At 51.0% G+C, this 22,640-nt stretch carries 21 protein-coding genes and 1 pseudogene; 11 read left to right on the top strand and 11 right to left on the bottom strand.

What is annotated here, in order from left to right:
* Position 1 precedes the first annotated feature (1 nt).
* From FHW75_RS12695 to FHW75_RS12665, 7 genes are all read left to right on the top strand, one after another.
* Complete coding sequence (locus FHW75_RS12695; protein WP_183673836.1) at positions 2–2,203, top strand: hypothetical protein; 2,202 nt, start codon at positions 2–4, stop codon at positions 2,201–2,203.
* Positions 2,200–4,239 (top strand): tyrosine-type recombinase/integrase, encoded by a 2,040-nt coding sequence (locus tag FHW75_RS12690; protein ID WP_183673834.1) that lies wholly within the window; start codon positions 2,200–2,202, stop codon positions 4,237–4,239. Before FHW75_RS12695 ends, FHW75_RS12690 begins: the two co-directional genes overlap by 4 nt.
* A complete protein-coding gene (locus FHW75_RS12685) occupies positions 4,236–5,231 on the top strand; it encodes a hypothetical protein (protein ID WP_183673832.1) in 996 nt (331 codons plus the stop codon). The genes FHW75_RS12690 and FHW75_RS12685 overlap by 4 nt, the downstream gene beginning before the upstream one ends.
* Positions 5,232–6,515 carry a hypothetical protein gene (locus FHW75_RS12680; protein ID WP_183673830.1) on the top strand — a complete coding sequence of 428 codons (1,284 nt, stop codon included), beginning with the start codon at positions 5,232–5,234 and terminating at the stop codon, positions 6,513–6,515.
* Between the two features lie 446 nt (positions 6,516–6,961).
* Entirely contained in the window at positions 6,962–7,660 is a 699-nt protein-coding gene (locus FHW75_RS12675; RefSeq protein WP_183673828.1) for a hypothetical protein, read from the top strand.
* 71 nt (positions 7,661–7,731) lie between these two features.
* Positions 7,732–8,361, top strand: a complete 630-nt coding sequence (locus FHW75_RS12670) for a hypothetical protein (RefSeq protein WP_260308771.1) — start codon at positions 7,732–7,734, stop codon at positions 8,359–8,361.
* A 198-nt stretch (positions 8,362–8,559) separates the two neighbouring features.
* Positions 8,560–9,027: a hypothetical protein gene (locus FHW75_RS12665; RefSeq protein ID WP_183673826.1), complete on the top strand. Its 468-nt coding sequence runs from the start codon at positions 8,560–8,562 to the stop codon at positions 9,025–9,027.
* Positions 9,028–9,130: 103 nt separating this feature from the next.
* On the opposite strand, the gene FHW75_RS12660 is transcribed toward FHW75_RS12665, so the two are convergent.
* The 3 genes from FHW75_RS12660 to FHW75_RS12650 all read right to left on the bottom strand — a co-directional run bounded on the left by FHW75_RS12660 (position 9,131) and on the right by FHW75_RS12650 (position 10,475).
* Complete coding sequence (locus tag FHW75_RS12660) at positions 9,131–9,496, bottom strand: hypothetical protein (protein WP_183673824.1); 366 nt, start codon at positions 9,494–9,496, stop codon at positions 9,131–9,133.
* An 11-nt stretch (positions 9,497–9,507) separates the two neighbouring features.
* Positions 9,508–9,726: a hypothetical protein gene (locus tag FHW75_RS12655; protein WP_183673822.1), complete on the bottom strand. Its 219-nt coding sequence runs from the start codon at positions 9,724–9,726 to the stop codon at positions 9,508–9,510.
* A gap of 194 nt (positions 9,727–9,920) precedes the next feature.
* Positions 9,921–10,475 (bottom strand): hypothetical protein, encoded by a 555-nt coding sequence (locus FHW75_RS12650; RefSeq protein ID WP_183673819.1) that lies wholly within the window; start codon positions 10,473–10,475, stop codon positions 9,921–9,923.
* A gap of 384 nt (positions 10,476–10,859) precedes the next feature.
* Between FHW75_RS12650 and FHW75_RS12645 the strand changes: the two genes are divergently transcribed.
* Both FHW75_RS12645 and FHW75_RS12635 read left to right on the top strand, forming a co-directional pair.
* On the top strand, positions 10,860–11,333 hold the full coding sequence (locus tag FHW75_RS12645; RefSeq protein ID WP_183673817.1) for a helix-turn-helix domain-containing protein: 474 nt from the start codon (positions 10,860–10,862) through the stop codon (positions 11,331–11,333).
* A 286-nt stretch (positions 11,334–11,619) separates the two neighbouring features.
* Positions 11,620–12,385 (top strand): annotated as a pseudogene (locus FHW75_RS12635) (SIR2 family NAD-dependent protein deacylase).
* A 120-nt stretch (positions 12,386–12,505) separates the two neighbouring features.
* Here the strand turns inward: FHW75_RS12635 and FHW75_RS26800 are convergent.
* On the bottom strand, positions 12,506–12,832 hold the full coding sequence (locus FHW75_RS26800; protein ID WP_260308770.1) for a hypothetical protein: 327 nt from the start codon (positions 12,830–12,832) through the stop codon (positions 12,506–12,508).
* Between the two features lie 300 nt (positions 12,833–13,132).
* Here FHW75_RS26800 and FHW75_RS26995 point away from each other — a divergent pair, with 300 nt between their 5' ends.
* Complete coding sequence (locus FHW75_RS26995) at positions 13,133–13,609, top strand: hypothetical protein (RefSeq protein ID WP_311649516.1); 477 nt, start codon at positions 13,133–13,135, stop codon at positions 13,607–13,609.
* 40 nt (positions 13,610–13,649) lie between these two features.
* Here FHW75_RS26995 and FHW75_RS12625 read toward each other — a convergent pair whose 3' ends face one another.
* The gene (locus tag FHW75_RS12625) at positions 13,650–13,862 is read right to left on the bottom strand and encodes a hypothetical protein (RefSeq protein WP_183673815.1); all 213 of its coding nucleotides are present in this window, start codon (positions 13,860–13,862) and stop codon (positions 13,650–13,652) included.
* Between the two features lie 2 nt (positions 13,863–13,864).
* Positions 13,865–14,113: a hypothetical protein gene (locus FHW75_RS12620; protein ID WP_183673813.1), complete on the bottom strand. Its 249-nt coding sequence runs from the start codon at positions 14,111–14,113 to the stop codon at positions 13,865–13,867.
* A gap of 245 nt (positions 14,114–14,358) precedes the next feature.
* Here FHW75_RS12620 and FHW75_RS12615 point away from each other — a divergent pair, with 245 nt between their 5' ends.
* A complete protein-coding gene (locus FHW75_RS12615) occupies positions 14,359–16,128 on the top strand; it encodes an ATP-dependent endonuclease (RefSeq protein ID WP_183673811.1) in 1,770 nt (589 codons plus the stop codon).
* Positions 16,129–16,224: 96 nt separating this feature from the next.
* Here the strand turns inward: FHW75_RS12615 and FHW75_RS12610 are convergent, their stop codons facing one another.
* The 5 genes from FHW75_RS12610 to FHW75_RS12590 form a co-directional block, all read right to left on the bottom strand.
* Positions 16,225–16,593, bottom strand: coding sequence for a histone-like nucleoid-structuring protein, MvaT/MvaU family (locus tag FHW75_RS12610; RefSeq protein ID WP_183673809.1), 369 nt, complete (start codon positions 16,591–16,593; stop codon positions 16,225–16,227).
* A 471-nt stretch (positions 16,594–17,064) separates the two neighbouring features.
* On the bottom strand, positions 17,065–17,805 hold the full coding sequence (locus FHW75_RS12605) for a hypothetical protein (RefSeq protein WP_183673807.1): 741 nt from the start codon (positions 17,803–17,805) through the stop codon (positions 17,065–17,067).
* Positions 17,792–18,205, bottom strand: coding sequence for a hypothetical protein (locus FHW75_RS12600; RefSeq protein ID WP_183673805.1), 414 nt, complete (start codon positions 18,203–18,205; stop codon positions 17,792–17,794). The genes FHW75_RS12605 and FHW75_RS12600 overlap by 14 nt, the downstream gene beginning before the upstream one ends.
* A 267-nt stretch (positions 18,206–18,472) precedes the next feature.
* On the bottom strand, positions 18,473–18,661 hold the full coding sequence (locus FHW75_RS12595) for a hypothetical protein (RefSeq protein WP_183673803.1): 189 nt from the start codon (positions 18,659–18,661) through the stop codon (positions 18,473–18,475).
* A gap of 170 nt (positions 18,662–18,831) precedes the next feature.
* Positions 18,832–22,596 carry a hypothetical protein gene (locus FHW75_RS12590; protein WP_183673801.1) on the bottom strand — a complete coding sequence of 1,255 codons (3,765 nt, stop codon included), beginning with the start codon at positions 22,594–22,596 and terminating at the stop codon, positions 18,832–18,834.
* Positions 22,597–22,640 lie beyond the last annotated feature (44 nt).

Below are 22,640 nucleotides of genomic sequence, written 5' to 3'. Positions count from 1 at the left end.
CATGGATCACTTGTTCAAGCCCAAAAAAGACTCGCAACACGATGTTGTAGTAAGCTCGGATAACTATGAGCTGGAGTGCCACTACCAAGGGCACCCGTTTTACTGCTTGACAAAATCCATATGCATTGCGATGCATTTAATTTTCCTGAAATACTGCCCAACGAGAAGCCGAGTAGCTGGAAGCACCTTGCGCCTGGCGATCAAGAACTTCTTTGATTTCGCTCAATGGTGGAACTCACTTCGACCTACATCACTTTGGATTAGGGAAATCACCGATCTCAGCGCAGAAGTTTTCAAAGGATTTGAAAACTATCTCCTGGCTAACAATATAAATATTGAAAGCTCAGCTCGGATAAAGTCCGCCCTGAGGAATGCCGCCTCACTTACTGAGGCGATCCCCGACATAATGCTGCCATTCGCACAAAGAGCCCAACGCAATGCAAGAGAACCGTTAGCTAACGACGCTGACGAGCAACTTGAAGCTGCGCTCAAAGAGCACACGGACAAGCTCTACGCAAAAATTGCCTTTAGGGGCCAGGTACATGAATCTACGCCATACACGTTCGAGGAGATATTCGAGCTCATCTCCGATAGTAGGCTTGTTATTTTTCAGTGGATGCAGCATGTCTTACATAACGGGCAAGAGCTTGACTGGAAGCTAGCCAAAAAACGTCTAAACAACTCTACAGATCGCGAGCTACGACTATTAACAATTCAACCTGACTGGAGGGCTCGATTACTCGAGCTGTTTCACAACAGGGAACAGAGGTTTATTCAAGAAAATCCTCGAAACCCCTATAAAGGGGCAAGGGTTTTGAATTTCCAACCTGATATTCTTCGCGTCATCAAAACGTTCTTAGAAACTGGCTACCCATTCAAAATGGAGCTGAGCGATATTGGTGATAAATATGCAACCAAAGACCTCTTCTCTCTTGATCGCTGCCGAGACGCGATACAACTCATCATGTATCGCTGGCGGATCATCAGGCGGCCCGACGGCGACATATCATACTTGCCATGGAACGACCTTCTTGGAATGTATTACCCAACCATGGCCGACATGTCATGCCTCATTCAATTCATCCTACTCCAGACGAATTGGAACAAGGAGACAGCATTAGCGCTCGACCCAGATAACTTTGAGCATGCACTTACGGGAATGATGCATGAAGATCACGTAATGATGCAGTCGGAAAAAAATAAAAGTCAGGGAACTGATAAACCCTATCACGCACCGAAAGACATTACCGCCGTAAGCTCCAGAATCGACAAATATTCAGCATGCAATTTATTCAGGCTAGCCGATCAGTTATCGGAACCTCTCAAGCAATACGAATTTGACTATGTGCAACACGGAAAGAGCGCGAGCTACTACAATAAATCTTTCCTTTGCATACGATTATACGCTGATTGGGTGAATAAAGGCGGGCGCCATACTTCTGCCTCTTACGAAAAAGCTTTCCAGCAAGGTACGAAGCAGTTTCTTTCCAAATACCCCATATACGAGGATGGGGTACGCCTAACCTCAGGTAATCAGTTGACGTTCCGTTTACGTCCAACTTGGGTTAAGCGACAAAAAGTAAAAAAAAAACGCACATCGCACGGTTTACTGGCGTTGTTCATGGGACACGCAAGCTCAGTGACTACTGACGTCCACTACGACAATTCAGCGCTAGCCCAAAGCGAACGGTTCGACAGGCTCGAATCCGAACTGGAGGCAGCGTTGTCACTCATGCTCTCCGGAAAATTTGAGGGCATGCTCGGAACACCACCTGAGAAAGCAGTGCAGTTGCCCTTCAAGGTTTTCCACATCCCAGGAATGGAAAAGCCGCTATGGGCGTGCGTTAATCAGCGAAAACCTAGTTGGTACGGCGCCAAGCACCATGTAGCAGAAGGAAAACGGTGCTATATGATCAGCAAATGCATTTTTTGCGCTCAATGCACAATATTCGAGGACTCGCTACCATTTCTGATAGAGCGCCGAATACACATTACCGAGCTTTTAGAAGACCAGCCTCCGTCCTCTTCTGATTACCGGAATGATTTGCAAATCGAACACATGAAAATTGATTCGATTCTGGACAGGTGGGTTGACCCGGACGCAGTGCGTGAAGCTGTTCGGTACCAGCGCCAAAATACACCACTGCTGCCTAGGGATCTGAATTTTTTGCAGGTTATCTTTGAAGAGGAGGACAAGGAATGACTGATAACATTAAGCAGAGCGCTCTCGATAAGCTCCTCGACGAAGCAGAAGATATCGACTTTGAAGAAGACATACAGGATGCTGCTGAACAGGAGCTTGAAAGGTTACTTCTAGAGGCTTCTGGCGACACGGCGCAAACAGAAAGCACGCTACTTACAAAGCTAAAGCTTTACCCGGATGGCAATTTTCCTATCTCTCCATATTCAGATTACGGGGATGACAGCTGGATAATTTTCAAGGATTCCGACGGCACTGTGATGCGCGTGACCTTTGACAATTTATCCGAGCACATGAAATCGATCAAGAAATCAATCATGTACCATCTGATTCCGGATTTCGCCCCATTTGCGGGTATTCGTGCTTACTCAACGACTCGTGGCCACAGCCAAAAGTTCGGCATCATCAATAACTATGTTATGAACGACAACCATCTTACTGGTGATGCGGAATCGCTATCGTTCATCACCCCAAAGCTGCTGAACAACGCTCTCGACAGAGCTCGCGAGTCATCTCGCGCTACGCATTATCACTACCTCTTTTTGCAAATCCGTTTCTGGATCTCGCTAAGCCTACAGCAACTCATTCCAATCGAGAATAGGATATACGTTTCAGCTACAGCGATTGACACCCCTGAACGCAGGAAAGATGTAATTCAACACTTTAATGGCTCGCTTGCCTCGTGGGCGCCTTTCACAGAACCAGAGCTCAAAAAGCTGGTTCAATATGCTTTCTTCTGGACGGACAAATGTATGCCTTTACTCCAGAAGGCTGCTAACTATGCACAAAGCAGAGGTTTCCTTGATGGCCCTCGGACTATAAACAGCCGCGCCGAGGATCCAACCATCAAGGAAAACCTCAACGTCGAGATCGACGGAACCACTATAACTCGTGTAACGGTTATCAAGCGCGAATACCCACCGAGCCCTCCATACTGGAGTTATTCATGGTTCAATAGCGCACTTCGATCTTTAGACTCAATAAGGTGCGCGATCTACATTCTCGTAGCGCTTGTAACTGGATTGCGGGTTACTGAGCTTATGGCCTTAAAGTTCGAACATGTTATCCGAAGCAATGACGGCCGATTTAAGCTCCAGGTTACCCGCTGGAAAACCAGCAACGACCCCAATTATAAAGGCGAGACAAGTTTCATACCGCTACCCAGATTTGTTGGTGAGAAAATAAAAGAATATGAAGCCATCCGCAATTCGCTCGACGGCTACCGAGAGGGCTTTCTCTTCCAATCAGTAATGGGCACCAAAAAGGTTAAACGCCTCGCCTCAATCAAGATTGATGCAATCACCAGAAAACTTGAATCAGCCTTACAAATTGATCGCATCCACACTCACAGATTCCGTAAAACCATAGCCGAAATTCTTATCAACCGAAACGAGCGTAACGTTGACATTATTCGGTTCCTATTTGGGCATGCTAGCTACGCAATGACCTTACGCTACATCGGCCGCAATCCCTATATCGTTAAATCCGTAGCTCAAGCTATTGAGCAGAATTACATTGAAGAATTCACCGATATCATTACTTCGGTAAAAACCTCAAGTTCGTCAGGTGAGGGTGCTCACCGCCTGATGGATAGGATCGCTGCACGGCCAGAGGCATTCACTGGCAAGCAGCTCCGGGTCACCATCTTCACCTATGTGGCACACCTGCTTTCCTCTGGCGAACCGCTGTTCATTTATCGCACCGCCGTTGGTACGTATTGTGTGAGCACAGAGCTTTACTCGTCTCCGGACTTACCACCTTGCCTTGCTCACCATAAGAGGGTAGTCAAAGACGCCTTTCCGGAACCTCAGTTCTGCGACCCATCCTGCAAACACGCGCTTATAGTAGGTAAGGCAGCTAAGGCATTGGAGGATAACGTGACCTTTTATGAGCAAATGCTTACCAGGGCCAGCGCAACTCTATCAGAGAGCTCAAAAAAAATGCTCCGCCAAAAGATTTTGGATAACACCAAGCACCTTGAAGAGCTGCGAAATAATCAAACTTATAAAATCATACCCACAGTGGATGTCCAGGCATGAGCAGCCAAGAAACTCGTGAACGTTTGATCTCAATCATCAAACAACACCAGCTTGATAATGGTCAGTCCAAGCTGTCCATTATCAAGCTTTCCGATACAGCCGGGATCAGCAGACAGGCGTTCAATCGTTATTATGGTGACCTGAAAGATTACTGCACGGGGAAGCTGTCAATAGCTCGATTATTGATTGACGATAGCGCCTCCCTCCGCGAACTAATCGAAAACAAAGATGAGAGAATCTCGAGACTCGAAAATGAACTAAGCGCCATAAAAGCAAGCCATAAAGCGGAATTAGAAGCTGTCATTGATAATCATATTTCAACCTTGATGAACAACGATATTATGGCATTTGAGGCCGGTCAGTTGGCCGCCACCCTGACCGGCCAGAGCAATCATAATGCATACCTGAACAAGCAGCTTACAGAACTCAAAGTCCAGAACACAAAGCTCACTATGGATTTAGTAGCAGCTTCGAGTAGTGACCAGACTCAGGCAGCTGAAAAATCAGACAAAAACTTCTTAGCATTTGACCCCGACCTCAGCTCGGCAAGCAAAGCCTTCATAGAGTCAAAAAACTTCAATGACTACGAAGACGCTAAACACGACGAGATTCTGAAAATTGAAAATACAATCAAAAAACTTCCAAACCCAGAAAGCATAGACGTGCTTTTTTTCCAGGAAAGATACATTTCGGACTTCAAGCTATTTTGCAGCCGAACCTTCCCTGCAAAAGGTCGGATATTGATTGTTGTCAGGCTACCGCTATACAGCCAAGAAGAGCTTAAGCTTTTGATGAAAAGCTTAGCTCCGATAAGCTCTTTCTCAATATATGTGCCATATAGCCCGTCCGAGGCAATTATCTCAGCAAAAAGACAATTTAACTTTAGAGACATCCCTCCAGAAGAATTGAGAACAGCCGACTCAGCAAGACTCCCACTTCCAGCCTGGGGTTTCGAGTCCATCCATATAAACAAAGTCAAACAGGGGGAGTAGATGATAGACATCGAATTCAGAACCCTTCGTTATCACAACATCAATTATGACATTGAGGTCGAGCACTATATCATCCTGGCGAATCATGGACACAAACGCAATCTATTGAGCACTCCAAATTTGTATTTACATCAAAAAACACGCTCATCACTTCAAACATCAAAAAGATACGCAACCTTAATTTCAAAGTTTTACCGTTTCCTTTCAACACTCCCAAGATTCAAAGACATTCACCCAGGTGACTACCATGTTTACGCAACCAACAGAGACATAAGACACTGGCAGGTATACCGGCAGGAACAGAGAGTAATAAGACATAGATTGAGGCCGAGTTCGGAAACTATATTCAACGACGCTTGTGTTGTCCTTTACTTTTTCAAATGGCTACAAGAAAACGACTTGCCTTCCGGCGTCAAAATTCGACTAAAAACATGGATTGCCAACTTCAAAGATAGGCGTCTTCTTAGCTACATCCAGAAAAAAGCTAAGCAAGCCATCAATACTGACGCCATACGCGTCCTTGATCGTAAATCAAGACAAAGGAAGCCAAAAACGCTGATATCAAAACGAGATATACATTTGCTAATCAGCTCCTATCCAGACCCTGTCTACAAATGCCTATTCAAATTCGCTCTTGCCACAGCCATGCGCCCAATGGAGCTTGTCAACTTCCCTTATATGGGAAATGGCGAGAATCGCCACATCCTCCCTTACACCGAGATGGATAAAGACTCTTCTACATTCCGTTATACACTGATAGGCAAAGGAAGCAAAACCAGGGAAATCATAATTCCGGCATATGCCCTCGATATGCTGGATAACGAATACATTCAGACTGAATACTCAAAACGCGCAAAGCTATATCGGAAGAAATACGGCCACGAGTGCCCTCTTTCCATCCTGTTCCTCACTAATGAAGGTGTCCCGGTGCGGCCTAAGATGATTGCGGAAGCCACAAATTATGCCAAGAAGCTTGCTGCAGAAAAAGAAGCAGATTTCAAAGCCAGTAATATTTTCTATCATACTCGAAAATGGTGGCCGACCTTGATGATGATCCAGCACCATAATGGTGACGGTATCCTCGAAAAAAACGCTGAGGTCTTGGACTTAGCTCTAGCGGAGGTTTTGATGAATCAATTGGGGCACGAGGATTTCCTGACGACTTACAACCACTACCTGGTTTTGGGCAGGCAGTTAGTGCTCGCATCGAAAGGCATTACTTACGAGACCATTCATGATGAAACCATCAACGTCTACAGGGCTATCGAAGACTTTTCACCTTAGGAACTAATGATGCTGAGCGAGGCCGTCATGCTGAACAACGCCAGCGCTGAACGGCTTTATGAGACGATGGGTAGATGTTCGATTTGGGGATCGCATGCAAACCTGCACAGCCTTCATCTTCAAATAGCTCGTCCTCCCGGGCCGGCTGGCCTGAACCGAGTCACCTTTCGGCGTCTCCGCCCTTCGGGTTCACATCCTCGTGCCTGCGCTATCCGCTTGCTTCACATCCCCGTCTATCCAACCGCCAAGTGGGTAGTTTAGCTAGAGCGGTACCTGTGCATCGTGTGCGACAGCCGAAATCACTGGCAGCAGGAATACCTGCCAGCAAGTAAGGGTATGCTACTAAGATACTGATTATAAAAGATAATTTTAAAAATATTTTTCTGGGTTCCCCTTGACCACTCCCAGACCATGGTCTTCATTTCCTACTACTTACCTGGAGAGAGATGACCATGAGATTCTCAGCCCTGTTCCACCCGGAAGGCGCCCCAGTAGCTGTCGATGGCGGCTCCCACTACGTTGTGCTCAGCGCTCTGCAGTGGAAAACGCCCAATCTTGATTTGATGAAAAACGCCTCCAAACAGCGCTTCGCCGTCCTCTACAACCAGCCCCTAGAGGACAGGTTCGCCATCGAGACACTCGAACAGGCACACATCCATGGCGCGATGTCCGGAGTGAAGCTGGTGGCCGTCCACAAAGACGTGCTTCGTATTTTCTTGAGCGACGAGGTCGCGAGTTCTACCTTCCCAGCTATCGAGGCTCTGTGGGAGCCAATCAAAGAACTGGAGCTCAATCGACGCCTGGAGGTCGATTTCTCATGTGAGCATGAAGCTTATACGGGCCGTTCCGATTACCTGTTCTGGTCTGCCGTCAAGGAAGTGCTTGAGTCGAATAGCTTGGGGATTGAGCGGTATAAGACACCGGTTCTCCATGACTGCGCTGACGAGGTACTCCACGGGGATTATTGGGAGTACCATGCCCTTCACGTAGATATTCGCCAATCCTTCGCCCCTCAACCAATTGGTCTTTCCCAGATGTGCTCGACGGTATCATTGACTTCCAACATAAGGCACTCCGCCTACCTTATGGCGCAGAATTACGTAAAGCCGTTGCGTAACTTGCCTGATGCGCAATACTCTCTCTAAACGCACAAACGATGTTTCGTATCGCAGTTTGATAAAAGATACCTCACAACTCCTTCGACAAGATGGTGTTCATGATGATCTATTCCCGCCTGCTTTATACCGAGCATGAGCAACCCCACAATGCAGATGATGAGGGAGCTTATACTATTTTTTCTCTTCTGCAGTTGTTCAGCCCTGAGTGCGTCCCACTTGATGATTGGATGCTCCAGAAATTCGCTGTGCTTTGGGAAGGGAATCCTGATACCAGGTTAATTGATTTGATCGAGAAATCGATCCTTCTGACAATCCTTTCTCCAGTAAAGCTGCTGAATGCATCCAAAGGGATGCTTGTGATTGTCTACGACAGCGTATTAGTCGGGGAAAACTATATGCTGTTCAGCCTTACCTGGGAAAAGCTTGCAGCCGAAGTGATGTATGACGAATGGACGACGCTGTTTATCAAGGACACCGATGCTGGCAATGGGCTTGATGGGGGCAGGATTTTCAGGAAATACGTTCGGGATATCTTGGACAACAATGAGATCGGGCTTGTGGAATTTACGCCTGACATGTTCCTTTTCAATGATGAGTGGTCGCCTGAAAATGTTTTCGGGCCTCCGCCCACCGAGGAATCGGAATCTGTGTCCGACCAGTTGAAAGAGGGGCCGGATCTGTTCGACGAGGAGTTGGATGCCTGGCGAGATTTTCCCTCGACGCGATGATACTGGGGTATTAGGATGCTCTATCTATTCGGCGACGCACCTCATCATTAAGATGCAGCCATTGCATCCTCCAGTTTCTTATACGCAGAGTGTGGGCAGCCGAGTATGTCAACGATATTTAAAAGTCAATGTTCTCGGTGCTCTGTACCACGCTCCCAGGGCTTTGACGAAGTTGATAACTATCACATGGAGGTTGGCATGATCTGCACACGAACACTGAAGATAGAACACGAAGAACCGCGTAATGATCGCGACGAGGGGGCGTTCACAATCATGAGCACGAACTCCTTCCCTGACCGAGACTATGTGAAGGTGGATGCTGATGGCCGCCACAGGTTTGCGATATTGTGGAACGGAAAATATAACGACAATCGAATCATTGACGTTATAGGAGACATGTCTCTCTATGACTCGATGGGGCCATTGCGACTGCTTCACCCAAGCGGGCGGACGCTTATCCTTGTCTATGCCGCGACGCTGACCGACCAAGAATTTAATATTTTTTCGGAGAAAGTAACAGGACTAGCGTCGCAACCATACGTGGGCGCGTGGAAAATTAATTATGTATCGGAAACCGAAGCAAACTCAGGACTTATGAACGAGCACCAATTTAATAATTACGCTCCATATGTATTACAACGTCTAATGCAGGGAGCTAAGCCCTGAAGCGAACAGGCGTATACGCGGTCTATTCCCGAACTGTTTTCCGTTCGTCTCAAAAAAACTTTTCTGCAATCAGGAAGCTTCCTCAGTGGACTTCCTGATTCATTCAGTATCTTTTAGAAAACCTTCGGTGGGCCTCAAGATGCATAATCTCGACCTTCCACTCGCGCATAAACTTCTCCCAGTCATGGTAATACGCGCCTTCAATCACTCTTGTTGAGCCTCTGCTCGCACACTGAAAACGCTCTCTCCAAGGTTGGGGGATGTCCGCATCACGCACAATTAGGATACCGCCTGGTCGCTCAGTGGCCGGAACCGAGGGGAATTGGCTACGTAAGTCGTGTCGGTCGATGTCATCGAGAATATCTAAGGGGTCAGTGGCGCGTGAATCACCCGGAATGAGGTCTGCGAGCGCCCACAGTGCTTTCCGCCATACCTTCTCGCGAATGTTCAGATTATCGTCAGTGGCCATTGCATCGATCCCTAGTGTAGCTTCCCACCAGGCCAGCCCTCGCCGGCGAGCAGGCGCTCAACGAACTCAATGGACATTTCCAGTTCGCCCTCGGCTTCTTGGAAGACCGACTCGAGCGATGGGTGGGCACCTGAGGTGCGGAGCTTTACGAGCAGCTCAAGGAGCTCTCGGCCTTGGGCCATGGGCATCTGAATACTGCAGTACACGGTGTCCTTGGCGTCTCTGTTCATGAGTGCTCCAAAAAAAGGCCGTGATCGGGCGCGCCCTAGCGGGTCGGCTGTCGTGAAACGAGCCGCCTTGAAGGCGTCTCGTCCCTGCGGGCGTCCATCCTCGCGCCTGCGCGCTCCGCTTGCCTGTACGCTGGCGACCCATGGTGCGGCGGCGGAATACAGGGAGGACGGCGGGTGATCAAGCCGGCCTCCTACTATTTGTGAAGCTTGCTGAACCGCTCTACTACCACGCTCGGTGCCGTTGCTGGCCACTCTGCGAGGTTGCTAGTCTTGCGGAGGAAATTCCACGCGCAGAAGGCGAAGAATATGACAGGTAGAGCCCCAATACATAACGCTAGGTGGTGGATTTCTACAAAAGCTTCGCTGACACTCGGAGCACTTTTTGCCATGGGTAGGATTGCTATAACCCACGTCAGAATGTAAGCCAACACAGCAGCGATGGCTGCGCTGACAGACATCATCAATGGCACCCCAAATCGCAGCTTCGTAACAGTCCGTATGCTCCCATCCTGCGGCTTTATCGCGTAAATGATTCCTTTATTTTTTGTCTTATCTTTAGACTTTTTGTATATACCATAGAGCTCATAGTGTTTACCCCTATCCAGCTCCTCGAACAGCGACATTGGGACTTCAATATTGGGTACTATCACGCCATCAATTTTGAGGATGACTTCAACATCGTCGCTGTTTTTTTTGAACACACGAATGTCATCAAGGTTGCCCGACATTTTTAAGCAGTCAACAAACATACAAAATTTAACTCCTGTCAAAAAATTTTCGGTATTCCAGGCAGTATTGAATCTCTGGCTCCCCGTGGGTTGAAGCTTCTCGCAGCTTCGTCCATGTGCGTCTTCCCAAGATGTCTGATGGGTGCATCAACTGTTCCTAAACACAGACGCGACCATCTGCTCCATCCCCAACGCGATGATCCGGCAGAGCGCACAGCTCGACTACCGGCTCTCGATTTTTGGGTCAGTAGACCATCCCAGTGCTTCAGCCCCTTCCCTTGAGCCTTGGGCCGATTAGCATCCGATTGGATGCTCAAGCATGCCGGATAGCACGATAATATCAGTACACTCAGTTTATCGAAACACACAATGCATGGCTCTATCCTCGGTTTTGAGGACAGCTCCATGCAGCTTAAGGAAGCACTCGCCGGGGTTCTGCGCGGAGCGCGAGCTCATCAAGGTTTGAGCTATGAAGAGCTAGCTGGAGCGACTCACCGCACGTACGTCGGCATGCTTGAGCAAGCTAGAGCCAATCCGACGCTTGAAAAGCTTGAGGAGATAGCCGAGCACCTGGGCCTCGATCTGCTTACGGTAGTGGCGTTAGCTATCGCAACACAGACCGGTTTGAAACCGTCAGTAGTGCTTGAGGATGCTGTCATTCGCACGAGAGAGTTCGAAGCAAACGGAGGCTGGGAGCTAGTCACTGAGCAGTTTGCGGATGGGAAACTCCTGAAGCGCCGTCAAGGTAAGCCCAAACAACCTAAAAATGCAGATGCCATCAGAGAGCTCAAAGCATTGGGTTTGGACAAGAAGGCCATCGCAGAGCAACTCGGGGTCGCGGACAGCACGGTGCGCAAATACTGGAATGCCGAAGGTTAAGGAGTACGGGGCCCGGCCGCATTGCTGGCTCTGGGCTGGGTATGCAAGTGAGACAGATGAGCCCTGGTCAGACTCGCCAGCACTTGAGGTGGATATGCTTCCTGACATAGCCTTATGGGGTATGTGTCCGGCACCAAACCCTCAGCTGAAGAAATGACCTGTTGATGAGCACGCCCAAAGCTCGCTCACAACAGCCGGAGACCTCGAGCCGCACTCCTAAACCGCCTTTTGGCGGTTTTTTTCCACCTTTGGCGCGCCATTACGCTTGCCCTTCAGGAGAAACACCATGGCTATGGATGCTGCAGCATGCGGTCTGCGCGATGCAAAACATGTAGTGGTGTTCACCGGAGCAGGCGCATCAGCCGAGAGTGGTATTCCGACCTTTAGGGATGCGTTGACGGGCTTGTGGGAGCGGTTCGATCCTGCCCAACTCGCAACCTCCCAGGCTTATCGCTCAGACCCCATGTCTGTGTTGGGGCTGGTACGAGTGGCGCCGGCGGAAAGTAGATCTGGCCCAGCCTAACGACGCGCATCGTGCAATCGCTGAACTCGTCAGGCATGTGCCAAAGCTGACCGTAATTACACAGAACGTCGACAATCTGCATGAGCGCGCTGGAAGTTCGGCAGTTATTCATCTGCATGGCAGCTTGCACTCACCCCGATGCATTGACTGCGGACTGCTCTACACCTCTGCCCTTCCCACGGGAGCTCTTCCAGAAAGCGGGGATCGAGTGGAGCCGCCAAGGTGCAGCGCGTGCGATAGCTATGTTCGACCTGGAGTGGTCTGGTTTGGGGAGCTGCTGCCAGAGGCAGCTTGGACGGAAGCCCTCGAAGCAGTGGAGGATTGCGATTTTTTTCTGTCGGTTGGGACTTCAGGAATCGTTTACCCAGCAGCGGAGCTTCCGCTTCGCGCCTTGGGTCGCGGTGCATGCGTCGTCCATGTCAACCCGACGCGCTTCGAGGTCAGCAGGCAGGAACACTTCTTGGAGGGGCCTGCATCACACATGCTGCCAACCCTCCTCTGCCGTGCGTTCCCTGATGCGGGGATCTAGATCCAGTCTTCTTCACGACGCATGATGGTCATCAGATGCTCCCAGGCTGTTCGATATGTCCCACGACGGTAGCTCAGCTTTGCGCCAGTTTCAATACGACGCGGCTCGCTGAGCCGTGCTCTACCCGGAGGATGTCTGCGAGGCGAACCATTCCGCGTAGGGGGTGCTGGTGACCTTGTGACGGTTGTAGTCCGGACTGCCATCAGTCCACCAAGCAGCTCCGCGCTCCCCTAGCGCTAGTTTGGCAGCATGGACACTTGCCCTGGCTCGTTGCAGTGCTGATGCGTCGTCTTCTGCTTTGGCTTGCTTAACGGCGCGACGAGCTCGCATGAGGTCGCTCACCAGCGCTTGCCTGGTAGCTTCAAGGAGACCTGGGTTCGCGCAGCGCCACAGCGTCTCTTTGACGTCGAAATATCGACCGTCTGGAGTATGGGGATATATTGGCATTGGATCTCTGCGGTTCGACCTTTCCAGTTACGACCTTGATGGCCGCCGAGCGGTTCTCATGAAAGGATCTGCGTGCCCTAAGGGCCCGGCTGTCGTAAACCGAGCCGTCGCCGACGTCTCGGCCCTACGGGCGTCCATCCGTCACGCCTGCGCGCTCCGCTTGCCTGCAGCTGGAATTCGGAGCATTTTCTGCGTGATCGTTCATGAATCACCGAATACTCGGCCCAGAAGCCCAGGCCGCCTCGGTTGTTCGAAGATCCACCCTTCTGAGCAAATAAGCGTCCTAACCAGAGACAAGCAATGATCCACAAAGACGATCCGAATGCAGCTACCGAGGCGCTGAAACGCAAGCAGGGTCGCACCCGGCCGGAGTTCTTGAACCAGAACACTCTTGATCGTGTAGCTCATGGCCACGCGAAAGATCTCATCGAACTGGGGGCGCAATCGGCCATCCCCATAAAACGAGTGAGACCCCAAAACGAATTGACGACACGGGAGGTTTCCCAAGTGCTCCGTGAGGTGATTCTCGGACGCCGGATTATGGCCAAGGTCGGCGAACAGACTTGGGATGAGGTCTACGCTTGCCACTTCCTCGTGGACATCGAGGGATGGCGCATTACGATTTACAACGACTGCGATGAGCTGGATTACTGCGAGCAAGCGGTGAGCCCCGACGAGCAGCGTTGGGATTTCGATCCAGGCGCTCGGACAGATCCGATTGCGTTGCTATCGATGTGGGAGCATCAGACCCTGGAGCGGTTGTTGAAAGCGCTGTAGTGGTTCCTGGGACGCCCCGCTATGGCCGCTGGAGGCTTCATCAATTGCTTGTAGGAGTGGGCCCACCGAGCGCTCCAAGCTGATAGTCCGTCACCGCTTGAAACTGATGCTTAGCAATCAGCCGCAAGCGATCCAGTTCTGCACCTTTCACCCCTCCTGCTTCGGCTTCGTGATACCGCCTCAAAGCCTCCACGGCTCCGGTGTACATGGGGTCATCCGGCATCAAGACCTTGCCAAGAACTCTTCGCTTCATGGTCAATTCGCTCCCGTTGGGATTGGCAAACTGAAGTCGATGACAACCACTTGCTGCTTTTCGGCACCAGGATCATCGGGCTCGCCCGCAAACCAACTGAGCGACTCGTAGCCCATGATTTTCCCTTCACGCACAACGTCTTCATAGCACACCACAGCGTCCTCCAACGCAGAGCAATCGGATCGCGGAATCAGAACCGGTAAGGTTGGGTCGTACTTGCGCAACTCTTCGATCAACTCACCAACATTCATAATTACTCCTCGGATTCCAGCACCGTCTACCTCGTCGATGGGCAGAGCATAGTCGGCGGCTCACATGCATTCACTGGCCAGCAGAGTCGTGAGTGCAGTCGCCTAACGTGAACCAATTGCACCAAACAGTCTTTGGGCATTTCTAACATTCGTGCAACTGGACTCTACCGGCCCAGATAGTGGCGCATAGCCACACACCAGCTACGCTGAGAGGCCATCCCCACCGCACACAGGGAAGTCCCGCCATGCACGCGTTGAGCAAAATCCACATCCAAAACTTCCGCTCTTGCAATCAAGTGTTTTTGCCGCTGGGTGATTTCACCCCACTGGTTGGTCAAAACAATGCAGGGAAATCCACGATCCTCGACGCAATCAGGTTGGTGCTTGCGCCCAAGGCATTTGCAAAGACAGATGCAAACGACCCCAGCCAGCCGATCATCATCAGTGCATGCGTATCTGGCATCACTGAGGAACTGATCGAACAAATTCCTGAAGCCAAGCATCGAGCCGCTATTACCCCCTACTGCATCGGCGGAAACCTTTGGATAAGGATTTCTGCATCAGGCTCAGCAAAGCCGATTTCGGAGGTCTGGGCAGACGCCAATCTAGACGAGCAAGGCCTGCCTGCGTCCTGGCGCTCCTATCCCACGGGGCTGCCGCAGGCTATTTCGGCATTGTTACCTGAGGCGTTGCACATCCGCGCCATGGACGATGTCCAGGAGGACTTAGGCAAAGGCAAAGCAGGCAGCACAATTCGAGGACTGCTGGACGAAATCATGGCGCCTATCCTCACCGCGCACCAAGAAGTACAGGACGCACTCACAGCGGTCAGGAACATCCTGGGCGCCGACGGCGAGAATAGATCCCCTCTCCTGACAGATTTTGATAACAGTGCCAACAGTGCCCTCTCCAGCTTCTTCCCTGGCTTGCTGCTGAACCTGGACGTACCATCTATCGACGTTAAGGAGTTCTTCAAAAGTGGTGATTTAAACGTGACCGATGAGATATCCGGTCAAACCCGGCGATTCGACACCCTAGGTAGCGGTGCACAGCGTGCGATCCAAATGGCTTTGATACGGCTTCTGGCTGACATTAGAAAAACCCGCGATCAAGATCTTGCCCGTCGACTCCTACTGATCGACGAGCCCGAAATTTTTCTCCACCCGCAAGGTGTCAGGGGCCTCCGGGAAGCGCTCCAGATGCTTTCAAAATCTGGCTACCAAGTGGTGTTCACCACGCACTCGCCATTGATGGTAAGCAGGGATAACGCCCCAGATACGGTGATCGTTCGCAGATCACGAGAGCACGGCTCGGAGGTTCGCGTCCCCATGGGTGCAGCGGTTGCGCAAGCCATCTCAGAGGCGCAAGCCCAATCTCGGACTCTCTTTGAGCTTGGGAACATTGCTGAGATCTATTTTGCCGAAAAGGTGATTCTCTGCGAGGGCAAGACCGATCAGAGGCTGCTGCCTCTCATCTACGAAAAACTCTATGGAGTACGGCCTGAGCTCGAACGTATTTGCTTTGTTGCTCTAGGTAGCTGCACGTCCATTCCCAAGGGCTTTTCTGTACTGACAGCGATGGGCATCAAATGCGGCGTGATCGCTGACTTGGATTTTGCATTCACGCACGCCAGAGGCCCTTGGCTGCCGAAGGATTGCGAAGAGATGACCAACGTCAAATCTGTACTTCAAAACGTTAGCCAAGCTGAAGGCTTTCAACTCGGCGGCCATGGCATGCCTCAAACATCAAAGAGTGGATCAGCCGCTGACTGCTGGGCCGCCTTTGCTAAGCACTCCGATGGGCAACCGCTCGCAAATGCTGCTCATGAGGCCATGAAAAATCACACAACCTGGGTATGGCCCATGGGATGTATCGAGGATGCCTTAAACATCACAGAGAAGGGGGAGGCAGCAATAATCGCTCAGGAGGACAACATCAGGAATTGGCAACCGGAGGTAATTGATCAGGAGTACCCCGTTTTCCGTAGAGCCCTAGATTGGATGCGAGCAATCTAAACGATTGGCGTAGCAAACCCATCTGGGATCACCTGACAGTATACCCATAGAAAAAGCCCCCATCAGGGGGCTTTAGCAAGCTACCGGTGAGGCGTGTTACTGGGCAAGCCAGCCTTCCACCACATCAGAACCGTATTCAGCTTTCCACTCCTTGAGCAGCTTGTGATTGCCCCCCTTGGTCTCGATGATTTCGCCGTTATTTGGGTTCTTATACTGCTTAACCTGGCGCGCACGACGCGGTGCCTTTTCGGCTACTGCTGGGGCGGCCGCACGCCGATTGGCTTGAGGATCCAGAATGTTGATGATGTCGCGCAGGCTGAAGCCATAATTGTTCAGCAAATCTCGAAGCTTTTCCTCAAACTCAATTTCTTTCTTGAGCTCGGAGCTACCCTTCATTGCCTCAAGCTCAGCGAGCTGAGCAGCCAAGGTTTGCTCTAATTTACGAAATTCTGCTAAGCGAGACATGGATGATCCTCAGATGATCGAAAAGTGCTTATAGCGTACCCCAACGGGGGAAGGTAAGCCTAATGAATTCGATAGCGCAATGCCAAATTAGTTGGGGAGTCATTGCAACATGCATTTACTACACAGCAGCTTTGACAACCATAACCTTAATACTAGCTAAGTCTCTATATCATCACGCACTTACAATGGCTCAGGGCTGTACGTCCAAAGCGTTCACCGCAGAAAACCGCCACAAACCTGAATATTCATACGGTGAACCCGATTTGGGGCTGGTACCTCGCCTGGTTCAAATCGACTCCAGCAGGCCGAAGCTCGTGCTTGAACCTCGCGCACATCACCATCAAAGTAGTAATTTTTTCACAGAGACCGCCCACGCTCCAGAAACGTCAAGTCTGATTCACGCAAAAATCATTGATACCAGCTATGCCGGAGAAAAATCAAGTATTTATAACCCCCTAACCAACTAAATCTCTACTTACCTTTCAAGAGCTTAGTGTAATAAATATACACCTTATTAGAAAGATCTTTCTGGCTATTATAAATCAATACCCGTTCACTTTGTAAGTCGAAGGCTATTTCGTCGACGCCTTCAGAAACCAACAAAATATTCTTCCCCAGCGCGTGAGCAATTCCAAGTTCATAATGTACATTTGGGTTACGCCCATTTATATTTGCAATTATGAACGGCGAACATATTATTTGCTCAATAATGTGCTTCAAGATATTCCCTACCTTGAATGCTTCATCGCCTCGCACTGCCACCAGGTCGTTCATCCCGCACGCAGACTTGATCGTATTGTAAGTCTCCTCGTACATCGAGTGGAACGGTGTAAGAACAAATACCTGTTTTTCGACGACTCTTAACGCCGCTAAATCAATACCCAAGTCCTCAATGAATTGATATGGTTTAAGGACTGATCCAGCGCTGCCTTTCAGTGTTGCATTGTCTTTACCACCGGCCACACTCCCTTCCACAACCAAATGATTGACATCACGCCAACGATCAGGGTTTTTCTGCATTCGCTCAGTAAGACTATATATCTTCTCTTCGAAAGATTTACGCATAACCTCAAGCTCAACTCGATGCGTTAGCTCGTTATACCTAGTTTTACTCCTACTAAAGCTATAGATAAAAAATCCGGAAATTGTTGCCAGCAGTGCAGATACAGCTCCAGCCACCCCAGCAATTTCTTTAAAATTAAGAAATTCCATTTTGCTTACTCACTAGCAGCGCGACAGAATAGAAAGCCATCACGATAGTTATAAAAAAATTAAGACCCGTACCAAAAATTACACCCGTCAGCCTCAGCTTACCTAGACCGCCGCGCTCTACGGCAGCTAAACACAGCCGCCATATCATGATACTAAGAATCTTAAAAAACATAAAAACCAAGAGGAGGCACATTGCTTGAGAAAGCGCGCCTCCATTACCGATAATCATAATAAAACTTATTAATGTAGAAACACCAAAAATCGATATGTCGACAGGTATTTCCATCCCTGCCCGCCAAAATTCATGTGGACTTATAGGGCGGCAGGCTATGAGCTTTAGTATGAACACAATTGATAACAAGGCGATTGGCAAAACCGCTGTATACGTTGCGGGGGTCATTCAGTGCAGTCCTATGCCTCAGTATTTTTTTCATTGTCCAAGCAAGCGACTTGCACAGGGTGCAAGCCCAAGGAACGGCATTATGGCATATTCATGGCACTCTCTACCGCTACGATCTCCGGGCCACCTCCAGACTCATAGAGGTGAAACGAGCACTGGCCCTGCCAGCACATCAGGTGCCGCAAACGATGATCAGGAAAATCATGCGGGAGCTAAAGGCAGCCTCCGGATCCGGGACTGCTTTTCATTTAGCTATCAAGGCAAGCCTTAACCAGGCCACGTACCTCTTGAAGATTGATGGGGGGTGATCTCACGCTCAGCTAGCTTGGGTGTGATGGCCTGCAGAGCTCCTTGAGGGCCCACTATTTCCACCAGCTGGTCAAACGCGCGGTTGTCGCGAAGCTCTGAGGCAGTGCCTTTGATATCCTTGTAGCCTTTTTCGATTGACTTCAACATAACGCATCTCCTCACGGGCAGTGAATATGGCGCTAGGTTTCGAACCTGCTTAAAAAGTGTAAATAGCCGAGACAGAGGCGTCCTACCGTATCGCCCTACTCATCACATCTCAAGCCCACATCGTATCAAGGCGCTGCAACTCAGCTGTGTTAAGTTCCGCCCCGTCATGATCAATAACGCAACGCGTCCTGCTTTGCCATCGTATCTGCACGTTCTGCGTCGCGCAGCCACGACTGTGCGATTTGTTCGAGCATCGCGTGAGTACGGACAAAATCCACTGACGCCTGGGCCCACGCTCGTGCTTGATATGCCAGATCCCGCTCTTGGTCGCCCCCCTCTCCAATCGCTTTAGAGAAAACACCACGCATATTGGATCTTTCGATGCAGACACCTAGCTCAATTTGCGAAGAAGCGAGTGCCTCGATGACGTGGCGAACCGCTTCGTGTGGCCACGCTCCATCGATGGAGCTCAATGGCGCGTGCGCCAATACTTGGCCGATTAGCTGATCGGTAATGTCTTCCCGATTCACTTGCGCCGCCAAGTGCCGAAGCTCAAGGCACCACGCCAACAACGTCTCCTGATCGACCTCTTCACCAGTCTGCCCTGGCAGAGTTTTCAAGCTTTTCAGCAGCTGATAGGCATTCGTGGCTTGGCTCTTTTGCAGTGCCGACACCTCTGCTGGCGCTGCCCCTTTGGCCCTGAACACCATGCTCACCAAACTGATGAAGAAATTCGGGTCTTTCAGCAGCATCTGGTGCAAGGCCTGAGGCCCTTTGCGAAGGATGGGCAGGTAAGCGAACTCCAGATTCGCAATTTGTCTCAGCGTCGTATCAGATCGCTCGGCCAACTCTCTGATGATTTTTTCTACATCGAAGAAGCTCGTACCTAACATTGCTCCCGGCTTGCCGTTTCGTTCGGCGACCCCGTCCATGAGCAGTGACACCACCTGCTCTGTTGGGACATCGTCCAGTCGACGCGACGCAGCACTCAATGCAGCAGAAGGCCGACTTGCCTCCCGGTATTTGCCCATCGCAAAAAACAGTTCGCCAACAGTGACTTCGAGGGGATAAGGGGTTTTTATCGTCCAGTACGACTTTCCGACTTCATCGCCAAATGACTCTACATATCGCCATGTCTGTTCACTCTCAGGGATACGCTCCAGCAGTCTTGCGATAACCTCCACTCCTAGACCGCAGCTTAAGAGTACCGAACGAGCCGCCTCCTTCCAGCTGTCCTCGAAATGGGCGATCCCGTCAGCCAGAACTACGCCGGCTGCAAGTTCAAGATCCTGAGCATCGCCGGCAAGCAGGCCAGTGAGCAGTTCCAGGCGCTCCTCGTAAGACAGCTCAAGGCGCAACGCGGAGTAGATAACGAAATGAGAAATCTGGGCTCGAGATGCGAGTTGCACAATTCCCTGGATGCCCAAGGTTTCATATACTGATCTCAGAGCCTGCAGACGCGCTTTTTCAGCGAGTTGTTCAATATCTGCCCCTTCATCATCGATGCCATCCACTGGCGGCATCCACTCATCGAACAGCCATGTGAATTTATCGACCAGCGCCTGGGGAGCAAACCGTTCGATCAGCGGCAAGAGACAGTCGATCCGTTCCTTGGTCATAGCCCAATCTGCACTTGAATACTTCTGGTGTTGCTTGATCTGGAGGTTCAACGCCTTCCAGATCTGCGCACAAACGTCAGCGCTGACCAAACTCAAAACCTCGGCCAGCCGCTCAACCGCAACCTCAAATGGAGCAGATTGGAAGTTCGGCAGGGCATTAATCAGCGTGATCCAGCGCTCTGGAAGCATTTCGGCTGCGTCGACCGCCAACGCGATGATTTTGGCTTCACTTTCCCACACCAGACCATACGTAAGGGTTTCACCGTGATGCTGCTCATACTCCCGAAACTTGGGCTTCTCGGTTACCGAGCTCGTATCCTGCGAACTCGGCAGCAAACTGGCGAGAAGCGGCCAGGCGATCTCGGGCACAGCGCTCACGGTGGACTGCAGCGCTGTTAAGCGGCGCCTAGTCGTTACAGAGGTACCGGGGCACCATGAGAGGAAGATTGCACGTAGACTGTTAATTGGCCGGTTGCTCAATTTGCCGCCGGGGTCGATTGCAGCAAGCTTGGCGAGAGCCAGCACGGCTCTTTCAAAATAAGTGGCATCCCACGCAATTACTTCCAGCGCCCACAGCAGACCGCAGTGGTACGTCACTGGCGTCAGCATGCCTGGGTGTTCATCGAAGATCGGCAAAATGCTGGGCGAAGCGCCCTCAAGCTGACGCTCAAGGGCCTCTAGAAAAGACTTAGGTGAGGCCTCTGCGAGCAATGAAAGGTTTTGGTTCAGGCTGGCCAACAGCGTCACGTTACTCGACAGCCCAGGAATGGACTTGACCAGATCATCAACAAAAGACTGCGGATCACACCCAGCCACGTTGAAATTCGCGTGTCTGTGGAGCACTGCCATATGCAGCAAGGTTGTCATCAACCCGTTTCTGAGCTGCTCACTGTGCGAATTATCCTGATCCCGCTTACTGCTGAGAATGAACGGTTGATCAGCACTTGGCGGTTTGTGCGCGGCGGCAGCCGTCTCGAACACGGCGATCAGCGCCGCTTTAAACTGCGCCAGATGCCGACGGCCAATCCGATGAGCCAAGTGCAGAAATGCGTCGACAGGGGCTCTGGTGGCCCAAAGGTTGTCGATACGCTCGATAGGCGAATCCTGCATCACAAGGAACTGAAGGAGATCATCCTCGGTATCGTAATAGGATTTCTGGCTGAGGGCGCTGAGGATGTCTTGGTCGTGTTGTACATCGCAAACCCAAGCGCCAGCCAGCATGGCAGGTATCAACGCGTCGGCGTCGCCCACCCATGTGGGTAACTCGGCAGTACCACTTGGCTTCTGTCTAGCCAAGACCGCCAAGCTCCGACCACAGGTTCGGGCCACTTCATAGCCCTCGACTTCAGACATGCCCATGGCCGTGAACGCTTTGCCAAGCTGTGCACTGGTCGGCCTCACCAGCTCAACATGTTCGTTCTTGCGATCTTCAGCCCCCGCACTTATCACGGTTGGCCCCGACGATTTCAGTAGGCCGACACAGCTTCGTGCTGCGAGTCGGGGGAGATAGATCAGGTTGCAGGTACTTACCAAGTAGCGAGCGGCCTCCTCCGTCTCGACAATAAGTGTGCGCGCCTCCAACGGTTTGCGTACCAGCTCAGGAGCCTTTCGGATCGCGGCAACCGCAAACGCGATAACTTCATCCGTGGTGTCAGCCGCAAACGCCAATCGTCCACTCCCCTGGGTAAGGGTACGCAGTAAGTGATCAGCCTGAGATTCGCGTCCGGCGAGTAGGACGTCTTCCACCAATGCAGGGTCAAAACGACGGGAAAAGAATTCCCAGAACTCGTCGGTGCTGAGCACGCCGCGCTGCGGGGCGCGCTTGAAAGCATTTCGCGCCCAGCGCGAGGCTACCGCCGGACTCTGCGCGAGCCAACCTTCCAGTAGAGGCCCGTCAAGGTAAACGACCCGCTTCCACTCATTGAGCGCATTTTTTTCGTCAAGCCAATCCTCAACTTTGACCTTCGGCGTATCCCAAGTCCTAGGCGAGATGATGACCAACGTGCACTCAGCCCGAACGGCTACATCGACCTCTCCAGTGCGCTTGGCATAATCACCCTCAGCCTTGACCTTGCCGGCGCCGTTGGTACCAAATTCCCAAATCGACTTTCCGTTGGGTACAAAGGGCGAATTCGCCTCGACGTTGAGATATCCATCGAAGCCCCGAACCTGTCCCATATCGCCATGCAAGAACCGAAGACGGTGCACCCTTGTGGCAGTGGCCCATATCAAATCTTCCACAAGTTCGGGGAGCTTATCCCGACCTTGGAGGGTGTCAGCCCACTGTCCCAGTTCAAGCGCATTGATCCACTTCAACGATTTTCTCCCTTCACATGGTGCCGCAGTCGTTGCCGATACAA

Source organism: Pseudomonas sp. OG7 (assembly GCF_014192825.1).
GTDB lineage: Bacteria > Pseudomonadota > Gammaproteobacteria > Pseudomonadales > Pseudomonadaceae > Aquipseudomonas > Aquipseudomonas monteilii.
Note: the sequence above shows the minus strand (reverse complement) of the source record. Positions and strands in the feature narration are given on the sequence as shown.

Bases quoted from the DNA above. Each gene is read 5' to 3' on its own strand.
- FHW75_RS12695 (WP_183673836.1), top strand. From the start codon at position 2: ATGGATCACTTGTTCAAGCCCAAAAAAGACTCGCAACACGATGTTGTA.
- FHW75_RS12690 (WP_183673834.1), top strand. From the start codon at position 2,200: ATGACTGATAACATTAAGCAGAGCGCTCTCGATAAGCTCCTCGACGAA.
- FHW75_RS12685 (WP_183673832.1), top strand. From the start codon at position 4,236: ATGAGCAGCCAAGAAACTCGTGAACGTTTGATCTCAATCATCAAACAA.
- FHW75_RS12680 (WP_183673830.1), top strand. From the start codon at position 5,232: ATGATAGACATCGAATTCAGAACCCTTCGTTATCACAACATCAATTAT.
- FHW75_RS12675 (WP_183673828.1), top strand. From the start codon at position 6,962: ATGACCATGAGATTCTCAGCCCTGTTCCACCCGGAAGGCGCCCCAGTA.
- FHW75_RS12670 (WP_260308771.1), top strand. From the start codon at position 7,732: ATGATGATCTATTCCCGCCTGCTTTATACCGAGCATGAGCAACCCCAC.
- FHW75_RS12665 (WP_183673826.1), top strand. From the start codon at position 8,560: ATGATCTGCACACGAACACTGAAGATAGAACACGAAGAACCGCGTAAT.
- FHW75_RS12660 (WP_183673824.1), bottom strand. From the start codon at position 9,496: ATGGCCACTGACGATAATCTGAACATTCGCGAGAAGGTATGGCGGAAA.
- FHW75_RS12655 (WP_183673822.1), bottom strand. From the start codon at position 9,726: ATGAACAGAGACGCCAAGGACACCGTGTACTGCAGTATTCAGATGCCC.
- FHW75_RS12650 (WP_183673819.1), bottom strand. From the start codon at position 10,475: ATGTTTGTTGACTGCTTAAAAATGTCGGGCAACCTTGATGACATTCGT.
- FHW75_RS12645 (WP_183673817.1), top strand. From the start codon at position 10,860: ATGCAGCTTAAGGAAGCACTCGCCGGGGTTCTGCGCGGAGCGCGAGCT.
- FHW75_RS26800 (WP_260308770.1), bottom strand. From the start codon at position 12,832: ATGCCAATATATCCCCATACTCCAGACGGTCGATATTTCGACGTCAAA.
- FHW75_RS26995 (WP_311649516.1), top strand. From the start codon at position 13,133: ATGATCCACAAAGACGATCCGAATGCAGCTACCGAGGCGCTGAAACGC.
- FHW75_RS12625 (WP_183673815.1), bottom strand. From the start codon at position 13,862: ATGAAGCGAAGAGTTCTTGGCAAGGTCTTGATGCCGGATGACCCCATG.
- FHW75_RS12620 (WP_183673813.1), bottom strand. From the start codon at position 14,113: ATGAATGTTGGTGAGTTGATCGAAGAGTTGCGCAAGTACGACCCAACC.
- FHW75_RS12615 (WP_183673811.1), top strand. From the start codon at position 14,359: ATGCACGCGTTGAGCAAAATCCACATCCAAAACTTCCGCTCTTGCAAT.
- FHW75_RS12610 (WP_183673809.1), bottom strand. From the start codon at position 16,593: ATGTCTCGCTTAGCAGAATTTCGTAAATTAGAGCAAACCTTGGCTGCT.
- FHW75_RS12605 (WP_183673807.1), bottom strand. From the start codon at position 17,805: ATGGAATTTCTTAATTTTAAAGAAATTGCTGGGGTGGCTGGAGCTGTA.
- FHW75_RS12600 (WP_183673805.1), bottom strand. From the start codon at position 18,205: ATGACCCCCGCAACGTATACAGCGGTTTTGCCAATCGCCTTGTTATCA.
- FHW75_RS12595 (WP_183673803.1), bottom strand. From the start codon at position 18,661: ATGTTGAAGTCAATCGAAAAAGGCTACAAGGATATCAAAGGCACTGCC.